Consider the following 22,891-nt stretch of genomic DNA (forward strand, 5'->3'; position numbering starts at 1 on the left):
CGATGACCGAGGCCCGCGCCACCGATCCCCGCTACCTGCAGGTGGCCCGCGCGCTCCGGCAGGACATCGTGGACGGCATCTATCCCGTCGGCTCCCAGCTGCCCACCGAACACGCGCTGTGCGAACGGTTCTCGGTCAGCCGCTACACGGTGCGGGAGGCCCTGCGCCGGCTGCGCGAGGACCATCTGATCTCCTCGCGACCGCGCACGGGAACACTCGTGGTGCCCCGCACGTCCACCAGTTCCTATGCGCAGGACGTGATGTCCATCGACGACCTGATGGCCTTCGCCACCGGCGCGCGGTTCGCCATCCACGCCAACAAGATGCTGACCATCGACGCCGACCTGGCCGACCGCACCGGACTTCCCGTCGGCGAGGAGTGGCTGGCCGTCGGCGGCTTCCGGCAGGTCGAGGGCGCGCCGAATCCGGTGTGTTTCACCGAGTACTACATCAACCGCGCGTTCGCCGCGGTCGGCCGGCTGCTGCAGCGCCACCACGGCCCGGTGTTCCCGCTGATCGAAGACATGTTCGGGCGCAGCATCGTCGAGGTGCACCAGGAGATCGCCGCGGTGCTGATGCGCTCGGATCTGGCGGCCCGCCTCGATGTCGACCCGGGCACCGCGGCCCTGGAGTTGCGGCGCACCTACAAGACCTCCGACGGTGAGATCGCGCAGGTCACCATCAACACCCATCCCTCGTCGCGGTACCGCCACTCGATGACCCTGCGCCGGGTCGAGGGCTGAGGCCATGACCATCGAACACCCCGCCGCCACCCTCGCCGACGCGCTGCGCACCGCGGCCGACCGCAGCCCCGACCGGGTGCTGGTGGTCGACGGTGAGGTGCGGCTGACCTGCGCGGAGTTGTACCGGCAGGCCTCGGCGCTGGCCCAGTCGCTGCTGGCGCGGATGCCGGCCGGGTCGGTGGTGTCGTTCATGCTGCCCAATTGGCATGAGGCCGCGGTGATCTACCTCGGCGCCACCCTGGCCGGGATGGTGGTCAACCCGATCCTGCCGTCGCTGCGCGACCACGAACTGAGCTTCATCCTCGACGATGTCGGCTCGCGGATGATCTTCATCCCGCCGACCTTCCGCGGGCACGACTACGCGGCGATGCTGCACCGGGTCACCGCCCCATTGGGCGCCGCGCCCGAGGTGGTGGTGGTCCGCGGCGACGGGCACACGCCGTACCCGAGCCTGTTCGCCGACACCGCGCGGGTCGACCTCCCCGCCCTGGACCCGGACGACACCCGGATGGTGCTCTACACCTCGGGCACCACAGGTCGGGCCAAAGGCGTTCTGCACAGCCACAACTCGCTGCACGCGCTGATCACCCAGCTGCGCGAGCACTGGTACATCGAACCGGGCGACAGCTTCTTGGTGCCGTCGCCGATCGCCCACATCGGCGGCTCCATCTACGCGTTCGAATGCCCGCTGCTGCTCGGCACCACCGCGATCCTGATGGACCGGTGGGAGCCGGACGCGGCCGTGGCGCTGATGACCGCCGAACGCTGCTCGCACATGGCCGGTGCCACCCCGTTCCTGGTGAACCTGCTCGAGGCCGCCGAGCGCGCCGGCACCCGACTGCCCGACCTCAAGGTGTTCATCTGCGGCGGAGCCTCCGTCCCGCCGTCGCTGATCCGCGACGCCACCGCCTATTTCGAGCGCGCCGTGGTCAGCCGCGTCTACGGGTCCACCGAGGTCCCGGTGACCACCGTGGGGTCGATGCGCCGCGGCGACGTCGACCACGCGGCCGAGACCGACGGCCGCCCCGGCATCGCCGAGGTGATCCTGGTGGACGGCGAGATCCGCGCCCGCGGCGCCCAGATGCTGCGCGGCTACCTGCATCCCGCCGACAACGACGCGGCCTTCGACCCAGACGGCTACTTCCGCACCGGGGACCTCGGCGCGTGGGTGGACGACGACTACCTGGTGGTGACCGGCCGGGCCAAGGACATCATCATCCGCAACGGCGAGAACATCTCCCCCAAGGAGATCGAGGACCTGCTGATCGCGTTGCCGGAGATCGCCGAGATCGCCGTGGTAGGTCTGCCGGATGCGCGCACCGGGGAGCGGGCCTGCGCGGTCATCGTGCCCGGCGCGGGCGACGCGCCGGATGTCGAGCGGTTGCGGCAGGTGCTGCTCGGCCACGGAGTGGCCAAGTTCAAGGTCCCCGAGCAGGTGGAGATCTGGGAGCAACTGCCCAAGAACGACGCGGGCAAGGTACTCAAACATCGGATCCGCGCGACGCTGACCGAAGCCGTCGGGACGGCATGAGAGGGAGTTCGCAATGCAGGTGGCAATAGTCACCGGTGCCAGCAGCGGCATCGGATTCGGTTGCGCGACAACGCTGGCCGAACAGGGCATCGCCGTGCTCGGCACCGGACGCGATCAGGAACGCCTACAAGCCCTGACCGAGGCCGTGACCGCGGCCACCGGCGATCCGGAGCGCATCGCCACGGTGGCGGTGGATCTCACCGCCGACGACGCCCCGGCGCGAATCGTGGAAACCGCACTGCAGCGGTGGGGACGCATCGACTTCCTGGTCAACAACGCCGGTGTGGGCAGCCCCAAGCCGCTGCACGAGACCGACGACGAGTCCCTGGACTACTTCCTGGGTCTGATGCTGCGCGCGCCGTTCCGGTTGGCCCGCGACGTCGTGGGCCACATGCAACCCGGGTCGGCGATCATCAACATCACCTCGACGTTCGCGGTGGTCGGCGGGCTCCGCGGCGGCGCGTACTCCGCGGCCAAGGGCGGGCTGACCGCGTTGACCACGCACATCGCCTGTCAGTACGGGCCCCAGGGGATTCGCTGCAACGCCGTGGCCCCCGGCGTGACCGTGACCCCCATGGTGGAGCAGCGTCTCGAAGACGAGCGGTTCCGCAAGATCAACACCGAGATGACCCCGCATCAGCGGCTGGGCCGCGTCGAGGACATCGCCGCCACGGTGGCCTTCCTATGCTCGCCCGGCGGCAGCTTCATCAACGGTCAGACCATCGTCGTCGACGGCGGCTGGAGTTCCACCAAGTACCTCTCGGACTTCGCGCTGAACTCGGAATGGGTTCCGCGGTGAACGTTTTCACCATGCTGGACCAGGCCGCGACCCGGTATCCCGACGGGGGCGCGCTCTATCGCGGCGAGACCCGCGTCGCGACCTGGCGCGAACTTCGCGACCGGGCGTTGCGCCTGGCCGCCTCGATCCGCGGCGCGGCCGAACCCGGCACCCGCATCGCGGTGGCCAGCGAGAACCGCACCGAGATCGTGGAGCTGATGTTCGGCATCTGGGCCGCCGGCTGCGTCTTCGTCCCGCTCAACTTCAAGCTGCACCCGCGCGAGATGGCCGAGATCCTCGAGGACTGCGCCGCGGCAACGGTGTTCGCCTCCCCCAAGATCGGCGCGGAACTGGCGCCGCACACCGACGTCCACCTCGAGATCCTCGACACCGCCGCCTACCGGGACCGGTTCGAGGCCGCACCCCAGCCGCCCGCCGACGTCGACCCCGCCGCGCTGGCCTGGCTGTTCTACACCAGCGGCACCACCGGCCGCTCCAAGGGCGCGATGCTCTCGCACCGCAACCTGACCGCGATGACCGTCGCGCACCTGGCCGACATCGACGACCCGGACCACGGCTGCGCGCTGGTCCACGCCGCGCCGATGTCGCACGGTTCGGGGCTCTACATCCCGGCCTACGTGCTGCGCGGCGCCCGGCAGGTGGTGCCGGCCTCCGGCGCCTTCGACGCCGACGAGTTCCTCGACCTGTGCGCGGCCCATCCGGGTTCGGCGGCCTTCCTGGCGCCGACCATGGTGCAACGCCTCGTGGACACCGGCCGCGGCGCGCCGGCGAACCTGCGCACCATCGTCTACGGCGGCGGCCCCATGTACGTCGAGAGCCTCAAACAGGCCATGGCCGCGTTCGGCCCGATCTTCGCCCAGATCTACGGGCAGGGCGAGTCCCCGATGACCATCACGGGCCTGCGCCGCGACGACCACCAGAGCGGGGACGACGCGGTCCTGGGCTCCGTCGGCGCGGCCCGCTCCGGCGTCGAGGTCGCGGTGCTGGCCGAGGACGGCACCCGGGCCGCGCCGCACGAGATCGGCGAGATCGTCTGTCGCGGAGACGTTGTCATGGCCGGGTATTGGAACAACCCCGCCGCCACCGCGGAGGCACTGGCGGGCGGCTGGCTGCACACCGGCGACCTGGGATCGTTCGACGACCGCGGCTATCTGACGCTGCGCGACCGCTCCAAGGACGTGGTGATCAGCGGCGGCTCCAACATCTATCCCCGCGAGGTGGAGGAGGTGTTGCTCGAGCATCCCGCCGTGCGGGAGGCGTGCATCGTCGGGGCCCCGGACCCCGAGTGGGGTGAGGTGGTGGTCGCGTTCATCGTCGGCGAGGTGGACCAGACCACGCTCGATGCGCACCTGCTCGAGCGCATCGCCCGGTTCAAACGACCCAAGCGGTATCTGTTCGTCGACGACCTGCCCAAGAACAGCTACGGCAAGGTCCTCAAGCGCGAGTTGCGCGCGCAGCTGGCCTGAGCGCTACAGCCCCGAGTAGCCGGCGCCGCCGACGAAGAATCGTTCGGTGCGGCCCGCGGCCGGTGCCGCGGCCAGGGCCAGCGCGCGGTTCTTGAATGCGTGGGCCGCGGCGGTCAGTTGGTGTTCGACCACGACGGCCCGGTAGCCGACGCCGGCCGGCAACTCCGCACCCCAGAACGTCACCTCGGTGTCGCCCCGGCGCAGCGCGGTGCGCACCTGGCGGCCGATCCGCTCGTCGCGGGCGAACATCTGCGCCGACACCGCGAGCCCCTGCGGCTCGTGGCCCTGGGACTCTGCCAGCGTCGTCTCCAGGGCGAAGGCGCGCGCACCGAGGATGGACAGCGGCCGGACGTCATCGGGGTCGGGCAACAAGACGTTGACCTCCCAGCCGGCCATCACCCGGTCGAACAGCCAGCCGCCGGACGTCGTCACCGCCTCGAGCACCGAGGATGCCACCACGGTGAGCTGGTACTTCAGCGAATTCTCGACGGCGGGGTACTCGTCGTGCGCCAAGGTCGCAGGCATCACTGAAATCCTCCGTAAGGGCTGACCGAGTTATCAGTCCATCGAGCGTGACACTTTTCTGGCGATATGTAAAGGCTCGATTTGGTCTCGGAGCACCCGGCGACCCTTTACAGGTTCGTGAACTACTGTCAATCGAGGAGGACCGCGGCCGATCCGCGCCGAGCCCTCCGCCCCACATGCCCGCGTGCACCGAATCCGTTCCACATCAACACCATTCGTTTCCGGGAGGCCCCGTGACCGCAACGCTGCACGAGCCCAACACGCCGCTGGGCCGGTTCGGTATCGAAACGTTGTCCGACGCCGGTCACCGCTACGTCGCCACGCTGCCGGCCGCGCGGTGGACCAATCCGCACACCGGCCGGCCCAGCCTGGCCCCGCTGGCGGTGCTGGTGGATTACGTCGGCGGCATGGTGAACCACCACCGCCGCGCCCCCGACGAATGGACGGTCTCCAGTGAGCTCGCGCTGGAGCTGGTCCCCGGAGCCGCCGACCTGGTCGCCGCGGCACCGGGATCGAAGATCGTGGCCAGCGCGCGGCCCGTCGGCCCCAAGGGCCGGACCTGCCTCGGTACCTGCGAGCTCACTCTCGAGCAGCAGACGATCGCGGTCGGCTCCGTGCGCTCGGTGCACATCTCCATCCCCGCCACGGTGGCGACGCAGTCGCACTCGTACCCGCCCGCGGACCCGCTGCGCTCCGGGGAGTTGGCCGAGCTGATGTGCGTCCGGGTCGGCGACGCCGGACCCGACGACGCCCTGCTGTGGCAGGCGCCCAGCCCGGTCCTCGACAACAGCATGGGCGTGGTGCACGGCGGGGTGGCCGCCGCGGGCTGCGAACTGGTGGCCGCCGCGGCCCTCGACGGGGCGGGCACCGAGCCGGAGACCGCTTTGCTGACGGTGTCGTACCTGCGTCCGTTCCGGTCCGCGGCGACGTCGCACTACCGGGCGCGGGTGTCGGGGGCCGGCGGCCGCCGGGGCGTTGCGGAGGTCGAGGCGATCGGCGGCGACGGCCGCACGGCGCTACAGGCGCGGGTGACCGCTTATCGTTAGGCCATCGCCGACGACGGGTTGCTCACCTGGTCGAACCGCATCCGCACGGTCGTACCGGTGGCCGAGGAGTCGATGACCATCTCGTCGGCCAGGGCCTCCATCAGCGGAATGCCCCGGCCGCGCAGTTGCGGATTGCCGTCGTCGCGCGGCTCCCGCCAGACCCCCTCGTCGGTGACGGTGACCAACAGGGAATCCGTGGCCGGATCGCAACGCACCGTCAGCGTCACCGCACCGGGTTGACTGTGCCGGCGGTAGGCGAACTCCGCGGTGTTGGCGAGCGCCTCGTTGACCGCCAACACCAGGTCGGCGTGCCGGTCCGCGGAGAGCCCGAATCGGCGCAGCCAGCGACTGAATTCCTCGCGAAGACGGCCAACGCTGACGGCGTCGGCAACTTCGCTGTGGTAGCGGGATTCGGCGGCGGGCATGGCGGAGAGGTATTACCCGGTTTCGCCGGCCACTACGCAGCCAACTTTGCCAACGCTTCATCCAAGGTCGGATACACGTCGACGATGTCGGCAACTCCCACGAGTTTCAGCGGACGACCGGTGACCGGACCGTCGGCAACGACGGCAAAGACGACGCCCTCGGGCGTCTGCTGGTGGGCGGCGATCAGCACGCTCATGCCCGCGGAGGCCAGGAATTCGACATCGGTGAGGTCCACCACCAGGGCGGCCGGCTTCTGGGCCACCGCGGCGTTGATTCGTTCTTCGAGCTTCGGGGAGGTCAGCATGTCCACGGTCCCGGCGGCGGACACCACCACGACCCGGTCGATCCACTTCTCCTCCACCACACACTCGGGCGGCAGAATCACCTCGTCGGTGATGTTCGATTCATCTGGCATCAGGACACCTCACTGTTGTTGCGCACATGCGTTTGCGTCACGTCTGCAAGGCTGCGGGTTGAACCTGGCACTGTCGTTCTGGAGAACAATACTGTCCTGTCCACAGCTGCCGCGCGGTAAGGGTTGACACGGGCGCTCTTCCCCGACGTTGCGGTCATCTTTTTGGCTTTACCTTTACGATCGGGTCCATCATACGTTTATCGCCACTCCCGACCCCGTAGGACCGACGCCGTGAACCGACCTTCGACCTCCGCAACAGCGGTGGACGCCGTCGACGACAATTCGACGCGACAGCGGATCCTCGCGGCCACCTCCGAGGTGCTCAGCCGCAGCGGGCAGGCCAAGCTCAGCCTCTCCGACGTCGCCCAACAGGCCGGGGTGTCCCGACCCACTCTGTACCGCTGGTTCGCCTCCAAGGAGGCCCTGCTGGACGCGTTCAGCGTCTACGAGCGGCAGATGTTCGAGACCGGGATCAGCCGCGCGACGACGGGGCTGCGCGGCACCGATCGTCTCGACGGGGCGTTGCGGTTCATCGTCGAATACCAGCACTCCTACTCGGGGGTGCGCGCGGTCGATATCGAACCCGAGGTGGTGATCGCCCGGTTGGGGCAGGTCATCCCCGTGATGCGGGCCCGATTGGAACGGCTGCTGACGGGCCCGAGCGCCCCGGTCAAGGCCGCCACGGCGATCCGGGTCGCGGTGTCGCACTACATCGTGCGCAGCGACGACGACGACGGTTTCCTGGATCAGCTGCGCCACGCGGTGGGCATCAAGCCGTCCCGGTGACGATGCTCAGCTGAGGATGATCGCGCCGCCGAACATCTCCAGCAGCACCCCGGTGCGCCACCACACCAACGCCACGAACATCGCCAGGAACCCCGCGGTCACCGCGGCCGCCACTGCGTTGCGCTGCCGGGCCGGCGCGTAGACGAACGCCGCGGCGACCAGCGCCCCGGCCGCCAGGCCGCCGAGGTGGCCTTGCCAACTGATCTGGCCCGCGCCGGCCAGCGGCGCCACGAACGTGATGACCAGGTTCAACCCGATCAGGATGACGACCCAGCGCACGTCCAGATTCAGCCGGCGCCCGATCACGAACGTCGCCCCGAACAGGCCGAAGATGGCGCCGGAGGCACCCGCGGTGGCGGTGTTGATCGGCGACAGCAGGTAGACCAGCAGCGAACCGCCGAGCGCGCTGAGCCCGTAGAGCAGCCCGAACCGCAGCCGGCCCAGCGCCATCTCCAGCGGCGGGCCCACCACGTACAGCGCCCACATGTTGAACAGGATGTGCATGGCGCCGTAGTGCAGGAACGCCGAGGTCACCAGGCGGTACACCTCGCCGTCGGCGACCGCCGGCGGCCACAGCGTGAGTTCGCGCTCGAGCTGACCGGAGGCCATCTGCAGGATGAACATCACCACGTTGATCCCGATCAACGTGTAAGTGACCACCGGCTGCCCGGAGCCGTGCAGGCGCCCGCCCAGCTGGGTGCGGGGCTGCCGGACACTGGCCGCCCCGGCGCGCACGCAGTCCACGCACTGATGCCCCACCGCGGCGGCCCGCATGCAGTCGCCGCAGACGTAGCGCCCGCACCGATTGCACTGGGCATAGGTGGTGCGGTCAGGGTGCCGATAGCAAACCGGGGCCGGCGCCGGCCGGCCCGGGACGCTGGGGTAGCTCATGCCCATAAGGTACTGGGCCGCCGGGTCGCCAACGCCCCCCGGCGCCGGCGACGGTTGGTTAGCATCGGCGCGGTGCGTCGATCCATCATGGCTGTCCTGGGAGCCGTCGTCGTCCTGCTCGTGAATCCGCTCGCCGTGCCGGCCCATGCCGACCCCGTCCCGGTCACCGAGGTCCTGGCGCGCGCGGTGCACGACCGAGGCATCCCGGGAGCGGTTGCGGTGGTCCGTACCGGACCCGACGTCGTCCGCCATGTCGCGGGCTACTCCGACGTCGCGACGCGGGCCGGTTTCGCGCCCGACTCCCATGTGCGCGCGGCCAGCATCACCAAGACTTTCGTGGCGGCCGCGATTCTGCAATTGGTGGGGGAAGGTCGCGTCGATCTTGATGCTTCGGTGGAAAGCCTTCTGCCGGGCCGCATCCGCGCTCCCGGGGTCGACGCCGATGCGATCACGGTTCGGCACCTGCTGCGCCACCAGAGCGGTCTGCCCGAGTACTTCGACGCGGCGACGCCCACCCCGTCCGCGCCGCTGACCGCCGACCAGATCCTCGACCTGGCTCTCGACAAGCCTTCCGAGTTCACCCCCGGCACCCAAATGCGTTACACCAACACGAACTACACGATCGCCGGGTTGATCATCGAGGCAGTCACCGGGCAGCCCGCAGCCGACGAGATCACCCGGCGCATCATGGTGCCGCTGGGCCTCGACGGCACCTACTTCCCCGCCCTCGGCGACACCGGACTGCGCGTCCCGTTCGCGCACGGCTACGAACTGGTGGACGGGCGACAGACCGACGTGACGGCGTTCCACGGTTCGGCCGCCGGCTTGTCCGGATCGCTGATCTCCACCGGTGAGGACATGGCGGCGTTCATCAGCGCGCTGCTCGACGGACGCGTCGTCGAACCCGCCCAGTTGGAACAGATGAAGGACACCATCGCGTGGCCCGACCGCGGTCCGCGGTATTCCTACGGGCTCGGTCTGGTGGCCCTCACGCTGTCCTGCGGCATCACCGTGTGGGGTCACGGCGGGGACATCGAGGGCTACCACAGCCTGATGGTCAAACAGCCCGGCGGTGCCGCCGTATCCGTGACGTTCACCCGGGGCTCCGCGCGTGCGAACGATCCCCGCGAGCCGCTGGCCGAGGCCGTCTTCTGTGCGGAACCCGCCTAGTCCTCGGCCTCGGACTCGGGCGCCTCGACCAGCAGCGCCATCCCGTGGTGCGGCGGCATCTCGACGGCAAAGCTGTGCAGATCGTCGATGGTCGCGAAGGCGTTGCCGCTGAACATGTCCGACACCGTGCCGCCGGGGGGCAGGGTGTCGGAGCGCACGGTCCCCGCGATCGGCTCGTCGGCGAAGTTCAGCACGGTGAGCTGATACTGCTGGGGATCCTCGAGCTGATGCACCATCACCAACATGGCCCGGTGCGACACCTCCGGGATGTCGATCTGTCGGCTGGTCGCGATCCCGTAGTGTGACCGCACCCGCAGGATCGCCTGGAGCTGCCGCAGGAAGCTCGCCTCGTCGGCCAGCTGTTCCGGGATGGAGCCGTAAAGACTTTTGCCCCTGGGCATTCCGGCCATCGATGCGCGGGCCTCGGGGTTGACGCCCATCAGGTCGTGCGCGGCCCGGTGGATCCAGCGGGTGTCGCCGAACCGCAGCAGCTCCGCGACGTCGGCGGCCGGCAAGGTGAGCATTCCGCACAGGTCCCAGCCGGACAGCGCGAAAACCCCGGGCTGCAGGGCGTTGAACATCGCCAGCAGCAGGTGCGCGCGGCGCACCCGATCCACCTCGGCGGGGTCGTCGAGCTCGTCAAGGTCGGTGATGCCCAGCGTCGCGGTGATCAAAGAGGCTGTGGTGCAGGCGATTCCGTTGGTGGTGAAGACCCGGTTGTAGGGGGCGTGCTCGCCGGTGAACTTCTCGGTCAGGTCGGTGCGGACGATCTCACCCAGCTCCTCGCCGGTGACCTCGGCGTTCTTGTAGGTGTAGTGGTCGTCGCGATGGCCGGTGGACCAATGCACCAGCTCGTAGGTCAGTTCGTCGTGGTTCTGCAACGCATGCACCAGCGACGCCGGGTCGACGCCGAGTTCCAGCGTGGTGCGCAGGGTCAGCCGCAGGAACTCGGTGTCGGCGGTGGCGAAGGCGTGCTGATAGGCGGGCCGGTTGATGAAGTCGTAGGACAGGTCGGCGCCGTCCTCGCCGATCTGCTTGATGTCGTCGATGGTCAGGTTGAGTTCCTGGAAGGTGAACCCCCCGAGCTTGCGCACCATGCTGGCGATCAGGTGGTTGGCGGCCTCCGACAGCGGATGGCCCTCCGACCAGCCCGGGTTCTCGTCGGCCGCGGTCTTCTCCGCGCCCAGGAAACCGTTGGCGTCCAAGCGCAGTCCGCCCGAGCCGAGGTCGGTCAGGGAATGCAGCGCGTCGCCGATCACCAGCCGCATCCCGGCGAACGACGGATCCAGCCAGTTGATCGAGGGCTGCCCGTCCTTGAAGTAGTGCAGGTACACCCAGCGACGTTCCACCCCGTCGACCCCGAGGACCGGGCGGGTCACGCTCCAGTTGGTCTCCTTGACGCCCTCGGCGTAGAAGATGACCCGTTGCAGCCGGCCGATGATGTATCCGGCCTTGTCCAACCAGTCCTCGCAGGCCGCGTCGATGTTGACCGAATCGGCGCCGGCCGGCACGTCGGGCAGGTGCTCCCAGTCCCGCGGATCCACCTCGACCATGTGATAGATCCCCGGATAGTCCGCGTACTTCATCTCGGCCAGACGGAAGTCCGCGCCCTTGCCGGTGTGCCCGGGCACGATGTCGTCGATGATGGTGCCGCCGTACCAGTTCGCGGTGCCGCACAACTGCCGGAAGTCGTCCTCGGTCCCGAACGCGGGATCGATCTGGGTGCTGATCCGGTCGAAGTGCCCGTCGACGCTGGGGGTGTGCGCCCACCCGGAGATGCCGCCGGCGCGTTTGACCGGGCCGGTGTGCACGGCCTCGATGCCGATGTCGGCGAACGCCTTCCACATCGCCTCGTCCGCCATGGCCTTGAGGAAGGATTCGTCGGGCCGGGTGATCAGCGACAGCGGGTAGGCGGTGAACCACACCGAGGCGGTCTCGACCGCGCCGCGCGGCATCGGGGTCGCATAGGGGTTCTGCCACATCGAGCCCTGACCGGAGAACTGCTGGCTGATGGTGTTGGCGTCGGCGAGCATCGACTGCGACAGCAGCCAGGACACGTAGGCGGGATTGTCGGCCGCGGGCGCGCCCTCCTGGCCGAGGGACTTGCGGGTGAACGCCGCCTTGACCCGCGGGCGGTAGCGCAAGGTACGCGGTCGCGCGGGATGCAGGTGCTCGTCGAAGGTGAGCTCCGGGGATTCGCTGGGCTGCTCTGGTTGATCTCCGGGCACCGATTCCACCGGTTGCGACATGGAGCTCCTTCCGTTGCCAATCCGAACCGCGTGTTCCAACGAGACTACGGACGGCCGGCCGCCGATGCCCTGGCTCGCCATCGCACCCGGGCAGTATTGCCACACCGGCGGTGGGTCGAAACGCCACGGCGGCAGCGAATCCGCCGGGCGTCCCCCGCCCCGGCGAGGGTGGCGCCGAGCCTTTACAACCGCGCGTGCCGATGTCACGCTGAGCGCATGACAGCGCCCGGGGCGTCCGACGCTCCCGCCCGCGCGGACGCCACCCATACCGACACCGTGTTCACGTTCTGCCGGATCTGCCTGGCGTCCTGCGGCGTCGAGGTCGCGGTCGCCGACAACCGGGTGCGCAAGATCTCCGCCGACAAGCAGCACCCGCACAGTTGGCGGGATTTCTGCGCCAAGGGCCGCAACGCCCACCAACTCGTCGAGCACCCCCGCCGGATCCGCACGCCGATGAAGCGGGTCGGGAATCGCTACGTGGCGGCGGGTTGGGACGAGGCCATCGCCGACATCGCCGCCCGGATGACCGCGCTGATCGCCAGCGACGGACCGGACGCCGTGGGCGTCTACTACGGCAACCCGGCCGGGTTCTCGTCGTCCAACCTGATCTTCCTCAACGGCTGGCTCGACGGGATCGGGACCGGCAGCCGCTACGCGGTGGGCTCGGTGGACCAGAACGCGCTGCACGTGGTGGCCGAGGCCATGTACGGCTCGGCGCTGATGGTGCCGGTCTCCGACATCGACAACTGCGACTACTTCCTGCTGGTCGGCACGAATCCCGCTGTCAGCGCGTGGAATTGGGTGGAGACCGCGCCCGGCGGGTGGCGCCGCGCGCTGGACCGGCAGCGCGACGGGGCCAGGATCGTCGTCGTCGATCCGGTGCGCACCGAGAGCGCCGACGCGGCCGACACCCACCTCGCGGTGCGGCCGGGGCAGGACTGGGCGCTGCTGCTGGCGATGGTCAAGGTCATCCTCGACGAACGCCGCGAACACCGGCAGGACTGCATGCAGCGGGTCACCGGGATGGCGGCGCTGCGCGAGTTGGTCGACGGCGTCGACGTCGACGACCTGGCCGCCCGCTGCGACGTGCCACGGGCGCTGATCGAACAGACCGCGCGCGAGTTCGCGGCGGCCCGCGGCGCGATGGTGGTGACGCGGACCGGGGTGTCGCTGCACCTGGCGGGCACCGTCGGCGAATGGCTGGGCCACGTGCTCAACGTCATCACCGGTCGGATGGACCGCCCCGGCGGACGCCGGTTCGAGCCCGGCTACCTCGACGCGCTGCGGTTGGCGGGTCTGGCGAAGACACCCGATCACCGCAACCGGGTCTCGGGGCGGCCGATGGTCGCCGGCGCCCACACCCTCAGCGACCTGCCGGCCGAGATCACCACGCCGGGCCGCGGCCGGATCCGGGCGATGGTGATCGACGCCGGCAACCCGGTGGTCTCCGGACCGAACGGTGCCGCCCTCGACGACGCCCTGGGGCAGCTGGATCTGTTGGTGGCCATCGACCTGGTGCAGCGTGAGAGCCACCGGCACGCGCACTGGTTGCTGCCCGCGGTGCACTGGTTGGAGCGCGACGACTTGCTGGCGCTCACCAGCAACATGCACGACGAGCCGTTCGTGCAGTACGGCGCCAAGGTGGTGGACCCGCCCGCCGACGCCCGGCCCGAATGGCGGATCTTCGTCGACCTGGCCCTGGCCATGAAGACCCCGCTGTTCGGTGCCCGCGGGCTCAACGGGTTCATCCGGGCCACCCGCGCGCTGGCCCGGCGCACGGGCCGCCCGGGTCTGGAGTTCGGTCCCGGCTGGCTGGACCGGATCATCGTCGCGGCCTCCCGCAAGGTCGGCGGGCGCCGGCTGCGCTGGCGCGATCTCACCGAGAATCCGCACGGCAAGGTGCTCGGCCCGCGTGAGTTCGGCCACTTCCGCGCGGCGCTGCGCACCGAGGACAAGCTGATCCGCATCGCGCCCGCCGAGTTGGTGGCCCGCGCGCGGCAGCTGCTGGCCGACCCGGCGCCGCGGCCGCCGGCCGGCTTCCCGTTCCAGCTGGGCAACCGCCGCAACCGGCACTCGATGAACTCCTATCTCAACGAGCTGCCCGGACTGCATCCCGGCGGGCGCGGCAACCGGGTGCTGATCCACCCCGACGACGCCGCCGAGCTGGGCATCGCCGACGGCGACCGGGTGCGGGTCTTCTCCGCGGTCGGCGAGGTCGAACTGGACGCCGAGCTCAGCGACCGGCCCCGGCGCGGGCTGCTGGTCATGGATCACGGCTGGGGGTCGCGGGTGTTCGATCCGCGCGGCGGGGGCGCGCCGCAGTCCTTCGGCGTCAACCGCAACCTGCTGATCGACGGCAACCCGGTGGATCCGCTGTCCCAGACCCCGGCGCTGAGCTCGGGCTACGTGGGAGTTCGACGATGTGCGGCCGAATGAGCGCCTACACTGACAACTTATGAGGTCTAAGCAAACCGTGGGGCTGGCCGCCGCGCTGGCCCTCGTGGGCTGGTGCGCCTCGGCAGCGATCGCGTTCGCCGATCCCGAGGGCGAACCGGCCCCGGGTCCCCCGCCGGGCCCCCAGACGACGTTCGCCGGGGACGGCACCTACGCCGTGGGCTCCGAGATCATGCCGGGCACCTACAGTTCGGCCGGCCCGGTCGAGGACGGCGCCTGCTACTGGAAGCGGATCAGCGGCGAGAAGCTCGTCGACAACGCCCTGAGCAAGAAGGCGCAGGTGGTCAAGATCGAGGCCGGTGACACGGCCTTCAAGACCAGCGACTGCCAGCAGTGGAGCAAGATCGACGACTGCCTGCCCGGCTGCGGCCCGCAGGGCGCCAGCCCGGCGGCGATCCTCGGCCAGCTGGGTCAGCTCGTGCTCGGCAATCCCGGCGCGGCCGGCGGCGCCCCACCCCCGGCCGGCGGCCCCGCCCCGGCCGCCTCGAACCCGACGGCCCAGCCGGCCCCGTCCGGGGGCACCGGCACCGGTCCGGCGCCCGGACCTGCGGTCGGCGCCGCCGAGGCCGGCTGATCCCATTTAGTAGGGTTGCGCGCGTGAGCACGCCGCCCTCGCGCGTCCGCCGATTGCGCGGCGCCCTGATCGGTGGTTGTTCGGCACTGGTCACCGCCGCCGCGCACGCCGCGGCCGGAGGCGGACTTCCCGGCGGGGGCACCCTGATGGTGCTCACCATCCTGTCCATCACCGTCGGCGCCGTCGCGAGCCGGTTCACCGTCGAGGACCGGCGCGGCCAACTCGGCGCGCTGGTCGCGGCCCTGGCCGTCGCGCAGGCGTTCGGCCACCTCGGCCTGGCACTCACCGCCGCGCACGCGCACGGATCGCTGCTGCCGTCGCTGCCGATGCTGGCGCTGCACGCCGCGGCCGCCGTCGGCCTCGCCGCGTTGATCGCCGCGGTCGAGCACCTGTACTCCGTGTGCGAGTCGGTGCTGTGCTGGCTGCGGCTGATCCTGGTCGGACGGGCCCGCCCCGCGGCCCGCCCCCGCAGGTACCGCGCGAGAAACATTGTCGCGCAGTCGGTTCTGTTGTACTGCGGGATGGGCATGCGCGCCCCGCCCCGCTTCGCGTCGCTCGGCTGAGCCGAATCCTTCACCGCCGCCGGATGTTCCGGCGCGCAGTCTTTGGCACCACCCGATCCGATCGGCGTTGTGCTCCCATTTTTCGACGCAAACGAAAGCGCACCATGACCACCACCCAACCCGAAACCCCCTCGCGCGACGAGCACGGTCCGCCGGGCGGTGCCGCACCGACCGGTGCCGCACCGACGCCACGCCCGCACGGCTTCTCCGCGCTGCTGCGCCGGCTGCATTTCTACGCCGGGGTGTTCATCGGCCCGTTCATCCTGATCGCCGCGGTCACGGGCCTGATGTACGCCCTGATCCCGCAGCTCGACACCTACATCCACCGCGACCAACTGACCGTCGAACGCGTCGGCGAGCAGCGGCTGCCGCTCGCCGAGCAGCTGTCCGCGGCCCGCGCGGCGCACCCCGAGGGCAGTGTGGAGAGCATCCGTCCGCCCGGGGCCCCCGACGAGACCACCTGGGTCACCCTGGCCGTCGACGACGTGCCGCCGGACTACCAGCGCACGGTGTTCGTCGACCCGTACAGCGGCGAGGTGCGCGGCGCGCTGACCACCTACGGCCAGTGGCTGCCCACCCGGGCCTGGTTCGACGAGTTGCACCGCAACCTGCACCTGGACGCCGTCGGCCGGCACTACAGCGAGCTGGCCGCCAGCTGGCTGGGTATCACCGCGCTGGCCGGGCTGTGGCTGTGGGTCGGGCATCGCCGCCAGACCGGGTCCTGGCGTCGGATCGCGGTGCCCGACCGCACCGGCAAGGGCCGCCGTCGCACCCGGTCCTGGCATGCGGTGATCGGGGTGTGGATCCTGCTGGGTCTGCTCGGCCTGTCCGTCACCGGGATCACCTGGTCTCGGTACGGCGGTGCGTCGATCGACGCGGTGCAGCAGGCGTTCGACAGCAAGGCACCCGCGGTCGACACGACCCTGAGCGGCGGCGCCGCACCGGCCGGCGGGTCGCACGCGCACCACGGCGGATCCGTCGTCGGCGGTGCGGATTTCCTGCACGGCGCCGATACCGCGCTGCACACCGCCCACGGTGCGGGGCTGGTGGAACCGATGTGGATGTACCCGCCCGCCAACGCCGAGGAGGGCTGGCTGGTCGCCGAGAAGAAGCGCGACTGGCCGAACCGCCACGACGCCATCTCGGTGGATCCCGACACCGGGGCGATCACCGACCGGGTCGACTTCGCCGAGTGGCCCGTGCTGGCGAAGCTCACCCGGTGGTCCATCGACACCCACATGGGCATCCTGTTCGGGGTGCCCAACCAGATTGTGTTGGCGCTCATCGCCATCGGGCTGATCGTGCTGATCGTGCACGGCTACCGGATGTGGTGGCAGCGCCGGCCCACCCGCGGCTCGGCGTGGGCGGTGGGACGCCCGCCGCTGCGCGGCGCGATCCGCAGCCTGTCCCCGTTTGCGAAGGCGGCGTTGCTGGTGGCGGCCGTCGCGGTGGGCTGGTTCCTGCCGTTGTTCGGGCTGAGTCTGCTCGCGTTCGTCGTCGTCGATGCGATCATCGCCTGTGTCAAGCGCCGCAGGCCCGACCCGGTCGCGGCGGACTGAGCGAAGGAGTGACGATGCCCGACGGCGACCTACCTGACGATCACCTACCCGATGATCACGTCGAGTTGCTGCGCCGTCGGGCACTCACCAAGGATGCGGCCCGGCCCGAGGCGGTGCAGCGCCGGCACGCCGCCGGGGCCCGCACCGCCCGGGAAAACATCGCCGACCTGGTCGACGAGGGATCCTTCGTCGAGTACGGCCGGTTCGCCATCGCCGCGCAGCGCGCGCGGCGCCCGGTGGACGAACTGATCGAACGCACCCCGGCCGACGGCCTGCTCGCCGGCACGGCGCGGATCAACGGCGCGCTGTTCGGCCCGCAGCGCAGCGCGTGCGCGGTGCTGTCCTACGACTACACCGTGCTGGCCGGCACCCAGGGCGTGTTCGGGCACCGCAAGAAGGACCGGCTCTTCGAGCTCATCGAGCGGATGCGGCTGCCGACGGTGTTCTTCGCCGAGGGCGGCGGCGGCCGGCCCGGCGACACCGATTATCCGACGGTTTCCTCGCTGGAGGTGCGCGCCTTCAAGCTGTGGGCCGCGCTGTCCGGGTGGGTGCCCCGCATCGCGGTGGTCAAGGGGCGCTGCTTCGCGGGCAACGCCGTGATCGCGGGGGCGGCGGATCTGATCGTGGCGACCGCCGATGCGTCCCTCGGGATGGGCGGCCCGGCGATGATCGCGGGCGGCGGCTTGGGCGACGTGCCGCCCGACGAGGTGGGGCCCATCTCGGTGCAGGAGCCCAACGGCGTGGTGGACGTGGTGGTCGCCGACGAGGCCGAGGCGGTGGCGGTCACCAAGCGGCTGCTGTCCTACTTCCAGGGGAGCACCGAACCCGGTCCGGCCGCCGACCAAACCCCCTTGCGCACAATACTTCCCGAGCGCGCTCGGCGCGCCTATCCCGTCGACCCGATCATCACCACGCTGGCCGATCAGGACAGCGTGACCTTCCTGCGGCCGCGGTTCGCGCCCGAGATGGTGACCGCGTTGGCCCGCATCGACGGGTGCCCGGTCGGGTTCATCGCCAACAACACCCGGGTGATGGCCGGTGCCATCACCGCCGCGGCCTCCGACAAGGCGGCCCGCTTCCTGCAGTTGTGCGACGCGTTCGGGCTGCCGGTAATCTCGCTGGTGGACTGCCCGGGCTTCATGGTGGGCCCCGACGCCGAGGCCCAGGCGCTGGTGCGGCGCGCGTCGCGGCTGCTGGTGGCCGGCGCCGCCCTGGACGTGCCGTTGATCGCGGTGATCCTGCGCCGCGGCTACGGCCTTGGCGCGCAGGCCATGACGGGCGGCAGCCTGCAGGAACCGCTGCTGACCGTCGCCTGGCCGGGCGCGCATCTGGGTCCGATGGGGCTCGAGGGCGCGGTGCGGCTGGGCCTGCGCAAGGAGCTCGAGGCCATCGACGACGCGGACGAACGGGAGGAGCGCGTGCGCCAGGCCACCGCGGCCGCCCAGGAGCACGCCAAGGCGCTCAACGCCGCGCAGATCCTCGAGATCGACGACGTCATCGACCCCGCCGAGACCCGGGAGCTGATCATCGCCACGCTGACCGCGGCCGCGCACCACGAGCGCGAGCCGCGCCGGCGGCCGCGGTTCGTCGACACCTGGTAGCGACCTGAATCACACCCCGGTCTTTCTTGACAGGTGTTGATTCAATATCGTGGCTCAGATGAGCACCGCTGCCGACTCCGAACGGGTCGCCGACCTCGCCCGGCAGGTCGTCGCCGACCACAACCCGAAATCCGTTCCCATCCCCGACTATCTCGGCGCCTGTTACGACGCCGGACTTTCCTGGGTGCACTTCCCCGAGGGGCAGGGCGGCCTGGGCGTCTCGCGCGGCCTGCAGGCCGTGGCCGACGGGATCCTGCAGGGCGCCGGCGGTCCGGTGCCGCTGGGCCTGAACCCGATGGGTTACGGCATGGCCGCGCCGACCATCCGCGAGCACGCCCAGTCCGACGACCTGAAGAAGTCCTGGCTGCGGCCGTTGGCCACCACCGAGGACATCTGGTGCCAGCTGTTCTCCGAACCGGGCGCGGGCTCCGACCTGGCCGGCCTGGCCACCTCGGCCGTTCCCGACGGAGACGACTGGGTGATCAACGGTCAGAAGGTGTGGACCAGCCTGGCGCACCGCGCCCGCTGGGGGCTGCTGCTGGCGCGCACCAACCCCGATGTGCCCAAGCACAAGGGCCTGACCTACTTCGTCATCGACATGCACGGCCCGGGCGTCGAGACCCGGCCGTTGCGGCAGCTCACCGGGCAGGCCGAGTTCAACGAGGTGTACTTCACCGACGCGCGCATCCCCGACGCGCACCGCCTCGGCGATGTCGGTAACGGGTGGGCCGTGGCGATGACCACGCTGATGAACGAGCGCAGCGCGCTCGGCGGCAGCGGAAGCCGGCGCGGCGCCGGCACCATCTCCGATGCGGTGGGGCTGTGGGCATCCCGCCCCGATCTGCACACCCCGGTGCTGCGGGACCGGCTGACCCAGCTGTGGCTGCGGTCCGAGGCGCAGCGGTTGACCTCGGAACGGTCCCGCGCGTCGGCCGGGGTCGGCGGCCCCGGCCCGGAGGGCTCCATCGGCAAGCTGGTGGGCGCCGAACTCAACCAGCACATCTACCAGTGGTGCATGGATCTGCTTGGGCCCGAAGGGGTTCTGTACCACAACTACAACCTGCTGGACGAAGAGGATTCCGAGGCGGACTGGCGCGGCCCGGTCCAGCAGCGGTTCCTGCGCAGCCGCGCGAACACCATCGAAGGCGGCACCTCGGACGTGATGCGCAACATTCTCGGCGAACGTGTCCTGGGTCTGCCGGGCGACCTGCGTGCCGACGCCGGCATGCCGTGGAAGGAGATCCCCCGTGGCTGAGTTCACGTTCAGCACCGAGCAGCAGGAGCTGCGCAAGGCGGTGCGCAGGTTCGCGGCGGACAACTTCGACGAGGAGACGGTCCGTCGCCTGATGGAGTCCGACCCGAGGTTCGACCCGAAGGTGTGGGCCCGTCTGGGCGCCGAACTCGGCGTGCTGGGTCTGGCCGTGCCCGAGTCCGCGGGCGGTGTCGGCGGCACCCTGGTGGATCAGGCCGTCGCCGTCGAGGAACTCGGCGCCGCGCTGGCCTGCGGTCCGCTGTTCGGCACGGTGTACCTGGCCATTCCGGCGCTGGTGGCGGCCTCGGCCGGCGCCGCGCGCGATGAGCTGCTGCCCGAGTTGATCGAGGGCCGCAAGACCGCCGCCTTCGCGGTGGCCGATCAGGCCGGGGCCTTCGATCCCGCCGCGGTCACCCTGACCGCGACCGACGGCGACGTGACCGTCAGCGGCACCGTCGCGCGGGTGGTCGACGCCGACGCCGCCGACGTCATCCTGGTGGCCGCCAACGGATCCGGCGGCGTGGGGCTCTACGCCGTGGACGCCGCCGCGGCCCAGCGCACCAACCTGGTGACGCTGGACCTGACCCGCCCGCAGGCCGACCTCGAATTCGCCTCGGCCCCGGCGCAATTGATCGCCGGGCCCGACGAGGCCGAGCGCGTCATCACCCACGCCCTGCAGGTCGGTTCGGTGCTGCTGGCCGTGGAGCAGGTCGGCGCCAGCCAGCACCTGCTCGACATCGCCGTGGAGTACGCCAAGACCCGGCTGCAGTTCGGTCGGCCCATCGGCTCGTTCCAGGCCGTCAAGCATCGGTTGGCCGATCTGCTGGTGGACGTCGAGCATGCCAGATCGACTGCCTACCACGCGGTCTGGGCGCTGACCGACGGCAGCGACGACCCCGCGCTGGCGGCCAGCATTGCGCAGGCCACCTGCTCGGCGGCGTTCAGCCGGGTCGCCCGGGACGCCATCCAGACCCTCGGCGGCATCGGGTTCACCTGGGAGCACCAGGCGCATCTGTACTTCAAGCGCGCCACCACCGATGCCGCGCTGTTGGGTTCGGCCGAGCAGCACCGGGATCGGGTGGCGAAGCTGGTGCTGGACACGGCCGCGGTCGAGCGGGTGCCCGAGGTCGCAGTCGGCTCACCCCGCTGAGCTCAGTCCCGGGATAGCGGGGCCATCAACGCAGAACCTGCACTGGCACACGGTTGTATCCCGCGACGTTCTGCATCTGCACGCGCGCCAGTCCGTCCCACTGCACCTCGTAGCGGGGCATGAAATCGAGTAGCCGTTCCAGCGCGATCGTGGTCTCCAGCCGCGCCAGCGCCGCACCCAGACAACTGTGGATGCCGTAGCCGAAGCCGAGATTCTGCGCTTCGGTGCGGTCGCGGTCGATGTCGAAGAGGTGGGCGGCGGTGAAGGCACGCGGATCGCGGTTGGCGGCGGCCTTCATCAGGAACACGGGCTTGCCGGCCGGGATGGTGATGCCGTGCAGGTGCGCCTCCTTGAGCGTGAAGCGCACGTTGTAGTGCACCGGGCCGTCGAAGCGCAGCATCTCCTCGACCGCGGCGGGAACCTTGCTGCGATCGTCGACCAGCTTCTGCCATTGGTCGGGGTTCTTCGCGAACGTCACCATGGCATTGCCGAGCAGCTTTGTGACGGTCTCCGCACCCGCCCCGCCCAGGAGTGCGGTGAAGCCGGCAACTTCGACGTCGTCGAGGTTCCGGACCTGACCGTCCTCGCCCAAGATCTCAGCGGTGATCAGCCGGCTGATCATGTCGTCCTGCGGGTTGGCCCGACGCTCCTGGGCCAGCTGGTAGTAGTAGGTGCCTGATTCGATCGCCGCCTGGGCGCCGGCCTCGGTGAAACCCATGTTGCCGGGCTCGCGGACCAACGAAATGTCGATCCACTCCCGGACCATCTGTCGGTAATCCTCGGGCACCCCGGCCATCCGGGTGATCACCTCGACCGGGAACGGGCCCGAGAAATCCTGGACCACGTCGAAGTTGTGCGGATCCGCTTGCGCCAGATAATGGTCGACGAGCTGTTCGACGGTCTCGCGCTGCGACTGGATCGCGCGCGGGGTGAACGCCTTGTTCACCAGGCTGCGCATCACCCGGTGGTCCGGGGGATCCATGAAGATGATCACCTTCCCCTGCGGACCTTCGCCGGCCTGCACGGTGGCCAGGTCGCAGCCTTGGGACGAGGAGTACGTCTCGTGGTCCTTCAGCGCCGCGGCGACGTCGGCGTGCCGGGTCAAAGCGTAGAAGTCGGATTCCTCGCTGTAATAGACCGGCGCCTCGTCCTGCATCCGCAGGTAGATGTCGTACGGATCGTTGAAGTATTCGTCGGAGAACGGGTCGAAAACTACCTGCGGCTTGGTCATGGATCTTTCTCGGGTCGAGGGGTGAACGTCGGTCAGCCGACCGGCTTGGCCTTGCGCTCGAACGCATCCCGGTCGGCCTGGGGGCGCAGCGGATTCAGGGCGTAGACCACACAGAATTCCTTGCCGGCAGGGTCGGCCATGATCACCCACTTACCGGGGTGCTCGACGAAGGAATCGTCGACCACGGTGGCGCCGAGTCCCTTGAGGCGTTCCACCTCGGCTTCCAGATCGTCGGTGTGGATGTCGAAATGTATGCCCGCCTCGCCGGAGTGGGCGTTCTGGACCACGACGCGGAAGTCGTCGGAGGCGCCCTCGAGGATCCGGTAGTCGCGACCGCCTCGGGGCCGTAACGCTTCGGCGTCGAGCGCCCCGGCCCAGAAGTCGGTGGTCTTCTCGAAGACCTCGGCGGGCGCGTCGATCAGGAAGGTGCTGAGCAGTATGCGATGCATGTGGTCCTCGG

21 protein-coding genes are annotated in these 22,891 nt (G+C 70.1%); 14 read left to right on the forward strand and 7 right to left on the reverse strand.

Annotated elements, in window-relative coordinates; genetic code table 11:
- The first annotated feature begins 2 nt into the window (after window positions 1-2).
- The 4 genes from EL338_RS23605 to EL338_RS23620 are packed head-to-tail and all read left to right on the forward strand — an operon-like array spanning window position 3 to window position 4,539.
- Window positions 3-743, forward strand: a complete 741-nt coding sequence (locus tag EL338_RS23605; protein ID WP_126335957.1) for a GntR family transcriptional regulator — start codon at window positions 3-5, stop codon at window positions 741-743.
- A gap of 4 nt (window positions 744-747) precedes the next feature.
- Window positions 748-2,274: an AMP-binding protein gene (locus tag EL338_RS23610; RefSeq protein ID WP_126335958.1), complete on the forward strand. Its 1,527-nt coding sequence runs from the start codon at window positions 748-750 to the stop codon at window positions 2,272-2,274.
- Window positions 2,275-2,287: 13 nt separating this feature from the next.
- A complete protein-coding gene (locus tag EL338_RS23615; RefSeq protein WP_126335959.1) occupies window positions 2,288-3,073 on the forward strand; it encodes an SDR family NAD(P)-dependent oxidoreductase in 786 nt (261 codons plus the stop codon).
- A complete protein-coding gene (locus EL338_RS23620) occupies window positions 3,058-4,539 on the forward strand; it encodes an acyl-CoA synthetase (protein WP_126335960.1) in 1,482 nt (493 codons plus the stop codon). The genes EL338_RS23615 and EL338_RS23620 overlap by 16 nt, the downstream gene beginning before the upstream one ends.
- Before the next feature lie 3 nt (window positions 4,540-4,542).
- On the opposite strand, the gene EL338_RS23625 is transcribed toward EL338_RS23620, so the two are convergent.
- Window positions 4,543-5,064: a hypothetical protein gene (locus tag EL338_RS23625; protein WP_126335961.1), complete on the reverse strand. Its 522-nt coding sequence runs from the start codon at window positions 5,062-5,064 to the stop codon at window positions 4,543-4,545.
- A gap of 233 nt (window positions 5,065-5,297) precedes the next feature.
- On the opposite strand from EL338_RS23625, the gene EL338_RS23630 reads away from it, so the two are divergent.
- Window positions 5,298-6,110, forward strand: a complete 813-nt coding sequence (locus tag EL338_RS23630) for a PaaI family thioesterase (protein ID WP_235666270.1) — start codon at window positions 5,298-5,300, stop codon at window positions 6,108-6,110.
- Here EL338_RS23630 and EL338_RS23635 read toward each other — a convergent pair.
- Window positions 6,107-6,535: an ATP-binding protein gene (locus EL338_RS23635; protein ID WP_126335963.1), complete on the reverse strand. Its 429-nt coding sequence runs from the start codon at window positions 6,533-6,535 to the stop codon at window positions 6,107-6,109. The two genes, EL338_RS23630 and EL338_RS23635, sit on opposite strands and share 4 nt — an antisense overlap.
- Before the next feature lie 32 nt (window positions 6,536-6,567).
- A complete protein-coding gene (locus EL338_RS23640; RefSeq protein WP_126335964.1) occupies window positions 6,568-6,951 on the reverse strand; it encodes an STAS domain-containing protein in 384 nt (127 codons plus the stop codon).
- A 231-nt stretch (window positions 6,952-7,182) separates the two neighbouring features.
- On the opposite strand from EL338_RS23640, the gene EL338_RS23645 reads away from it, so the two are divergent.
- Window positions 7,183-7,737 carry a TetR/AcrR family transcriptional regulator gene (locus EL338_RS23645; RefSeq protein ID WP_126335965.1) on the forward strand — a complete coding sequence of 185 codons (555 nt, stop codon included), beginning with the start codon at window positions 7,183-7,185 and terminating at the stop codon, window positions 7,735-7,737.
- A 6-nt stretch (window positions 7,738-7,743) separates the two neighbouring features.
- Here EL338_RS23645 and EL338_RS23650 read toward each other — a convergent pair whose 3' ends face one another.
- The gene (locus EL338_RS23650) at window positions 7,744-8,628 is read right to left on the reverse strand and encodes a rhomboid family intramembrane serine protease (protein WP_126335966.1); all 885 of its coding nucleotides are present in this window, start codon (window positions 8,626-8,628) and stop codon (window positions 7,744-7,746) included.
- 87 nt (window positions 8,629-8,715) lie between these two features.
- Between EL338_RS23650 and EL338_RS23655 the strand changes: the two genes are divergently transcribed.
- Entirely contained in the window at window positions 8,716-9,798 is a 1,083-nt protein-coding gene (locus EL338_RS23655; protein ID WP_126335967.1) for a serine hydrolase domain-containing protein, read from the forward strand.
- On the opposite strand, the gene treS is transcribed toward EL338_RS23655, so the two are convergent.
- On the reverse strand, window positions 9,795-12,047 hold the full coding sequence (gene treS / locus EL338_RS23660; RefSeq protein WP_126335968.1) for a maltose alpha-D-glucosyltransferase: 2,253 nt from the start codon (window positions 12,045-12,047) through the stop codon (window positions 9,795-9,797). The genes EL338_RS23655 and treS overlap by 4 nt on opposite strands.
- A gap of 216 nt (window positions 12,048-12,263) precedes the next feature.
- Here treS and EL338_RS23665 point away from each other — a divergent pair, with 216 nt between their 5' ends.
- The 7 genes from EL338_RS23665 to EL338_RS23695 all read left to right on the forward strand — a co-directional run bounded on the left by EL338_RS23665 (window position 12,264) and on the right by EL338_RS23695 (window position 21,200).
- On the forward strand, window positions 12,264-14,483 hold the full coding sequence (locus EL338_RS23665; protein ID WP_126335969.1) for a molybdopterin-containing oxidoreductase family protein: 2,220 nt from the start codon (window positions 12,264-12,266) through the stop codon (window positions 14,481-14,483).
- Between the two features lie 19 nt (window positions 14,484-14,502).
- Entirely contained in the window at window positions 14,503-15,075 is a 573-nt protein-coding gene (locus EL338_RS23670; protein ID WP_126335970.1) for an Rv1352/Rv1906c domain-containing protein, read from the forward strand.
- Window positions 15,076-15,098: 23 nt separating this feature from the next.
- Window positions 15,099-15,638 (forward strand): hypothetical protein, encoded by a 540-nt coding sequence (locus EL338_RS23675; protein ID WP_126335971.1) that lies wholly within the window; start codon window positions 15,099-15,101, stop codon window positions 15,636-15,638.
- Between the two features lie 104 nt (window positions 15,639-15,742).
- Window positions 15,743-17,197, forward strand: coding sequence for a PepSY-associated TM helix domain-containing protein (locus EL338_RS23680; RefSeq protein WP_126335972.1), 1,455 nt, complete (start codon window positions 15,743-15,745; stop codon window positions 17,195-17,197).
- Window positions 17,198-17,211: 14 nt separating this feature from the next.
- Window positions 17,212-18,798 (forward strand): acyl-CoA carboxylase subunit beta, encoded by a 1,587-nt coding sequence (locus tag EL338_RS23685; protein ID WP_126335973.1) that lies wholly within the window; start codon window positions 17,212-17,214, stop codon window positions 18,796-18,798.
- A 58-nt stretch (window positions 18,799-18,856) separates the two neighbouring features.
- Window positions 18,857-20,053 carry an acyl-CoA dehydrogenase family protein gene (locus EL338_RS23690; protein WP_126335974.1) on the forward strand — a complete coding sequence of 399 codons (1,197 nt, stop codon included), beginning with the start codon at window positions 18,857-18,859 and terminating at the stop codon, window positions 20,051-20,053.
- On the forward strand, window positions 20,046-21,200 hold the full coding sequence (locus tag EL338_RS23695) for an acyl-CoA dehydrogenase family protein (RefSeq protein WP_126335975.1): 1,155 nt from the start codon (window positions 20,046-20,048) through the stop codon (window positions 21,198-21,200). Before EL338_RS23690 ends, EL338_RS23695 begins: the two co-directional genes overlap by 8 nt.
- Before the next feature lie 25 nt (window positions 21,201-21,225).
- Here EL338_RS23695 and EL338_RS23700 read toward each other — a convergent pair whose 3' ends face one another.
- Both EL338_RS23700 and EL338_RS23705 read right to left on the reverse strand, forming a co-directional pair.
- Window positions 21,226-22,431 (reverse strand): cytochrome P450, encoded by a 1,206-nt coding sequence (locus EL338_RS23700; RefSeq protein ID WP_126335976.1) that lies wholly within the window; start codon window positions 22,429-22,431, stop codon window positions 21,226-21,228.
- A gap of 32 nt (window positions 22,432-22,463) precedes the next feature.
- Window positions 22,464-22,880 (reverse strand): VOC family protein, encoded by a 417-nt coding sequence (locus EL338_RS23705; RefSeq protein WP_126335977.1) that lies wholly within the window; start codon window positions 22,878-22,880, stop codon window positions 22,464-22,466.
- Window positions 22,881-22,891: the final 11 nt, after the last annotated feature.

The sequence above is a fragment of the Mycolicibacterium chitae genome, assembly GCF_900637205.1.
In the GTDB taxonomy this organism is placed as follows: domain Bacteria; phylum Actinomycetota; class Actinomycetes; order Mycobacteriales; family Mycobacteriaceae; genus Mycobacterium; species Mycobacterium chitae.

Bases quoted from the DNA above. Each gene is read 5' to 3' on its own strand.
- EL338_RS23605 (WP_126335957.1), top strand. From the start codon at position 3: ATGACCGAGGCCCGCGCCACCGATCCCCGCTACCTGCAGGTGGCCCGC.
- EL338_RS23610 (WP_126335958.1), top strand. From the start codon at position 748: ATGACCATCGAACACCCCGCCGCCACCCTCGCCGACGCGCTGCGCACC.
- EL338_RS23615 (WP_126335959.1), top strand. From the start codon at position 2,288: ATGCAGGTGGCAATAGTCACCGGTGCCAGCAGCGGCATCGGATTCGGT.
- EL338_RS23620 (WP_126335960.1), top strand. From the start codon at position 3,058: ATGGGTTCCGCGGTGAACGTTTTCACCATGCTGGACCAGGCCGCGACC.
- EL338_RS23625 (WP_126335961.1), bottom strand. From the start codon at position 5,064: ATGCCTGCGACCTTGGCGCACGACGAGTACCCCGCCGTCGAGAATTCG.
- EL338_RS23635 (WP_126335963.1), bottom strand. From the start codon at position 6,535: ATGCCCGCCGCCGAATCCCGCTACCACAGCGAAGTTGCCGACGCCGTC.
- EL338_RS23640 (WP_126335964.1), bottom strand. From the start codon at position 6,951: ATGCCAGATGAATCGAACATCACCGACGAGGTGATTCTGCCGCCCGAG.
- EL338_RS23650 (WP_126335966.1), bottom strand. From the start codon at position 8,628: ATGAGCTACCCCAGCGTCCCGGGCCGGCCGGCGCCGGCCCCGGTTTGC.
- EL338_RS23655 (WP_126335967.1), top strand. From the start codon at position 8,716: ATGGCTGTCCTGGGAGCCGTCGTCGTCCTGCTCGTGAATCCGCTCGCC.
- treS (WP_126335968.1), bottom strand. From the start codon at position 12,047: ATGTCGCAACCGGTGGAATCGGTGCCCGGAGATCAACCAGAGCAGCCC.
- EL338_RS23665 (WP_126335969.1), top strand. From the start codon at position 12,264: ATGACAGCGCCCGGGGCGTCCGACGCTCCCGCCCGCGCGGACGCCACC.
- EL338_RS23670 (WP_126335970.1), top strand. From the start codon at position 14,503: ATGAGGTCTAAGCAAACCGTGGGGCTGGCCGCCGCGCTGGCCCTCGTG.
- EL338_RS23680 (WP_126335972.1), top strand. From the start codon at position 15,743: ATGACCACCACCCAACCCGAAACCCCCTCGCGCGACGAGCACGGTCCG.
- EL338_RS23685 (WP_126335973.1), top strand. From the start codon at position 17,212: ATGCCCGACGGCGACCTACCTGACGATCACCTACCCGATGATCACGTC.
- EL338_RS23690 (WP_126335974.1), top strand. From the start codon at position 18,857: ATGAGCACCGCTGCCGACTCCGAACGGGTCGCCGACCTCGCCCGGCAG.
- EL338_RS23700 (WP_126335976.1), bottom strand. From the start codon at position 22,431: ATGACCAAGCCGCAGGTAGTTTTCGACCCGTTCTCCGACGAATACTTC.
- EL338_RS23705 (WP_126335977.1), bottom strand. From the start codon at position 22,880: ATGCATCGCATACTGCTCAGCACCTTCCTGATCGACGCGCCCGCCGAG.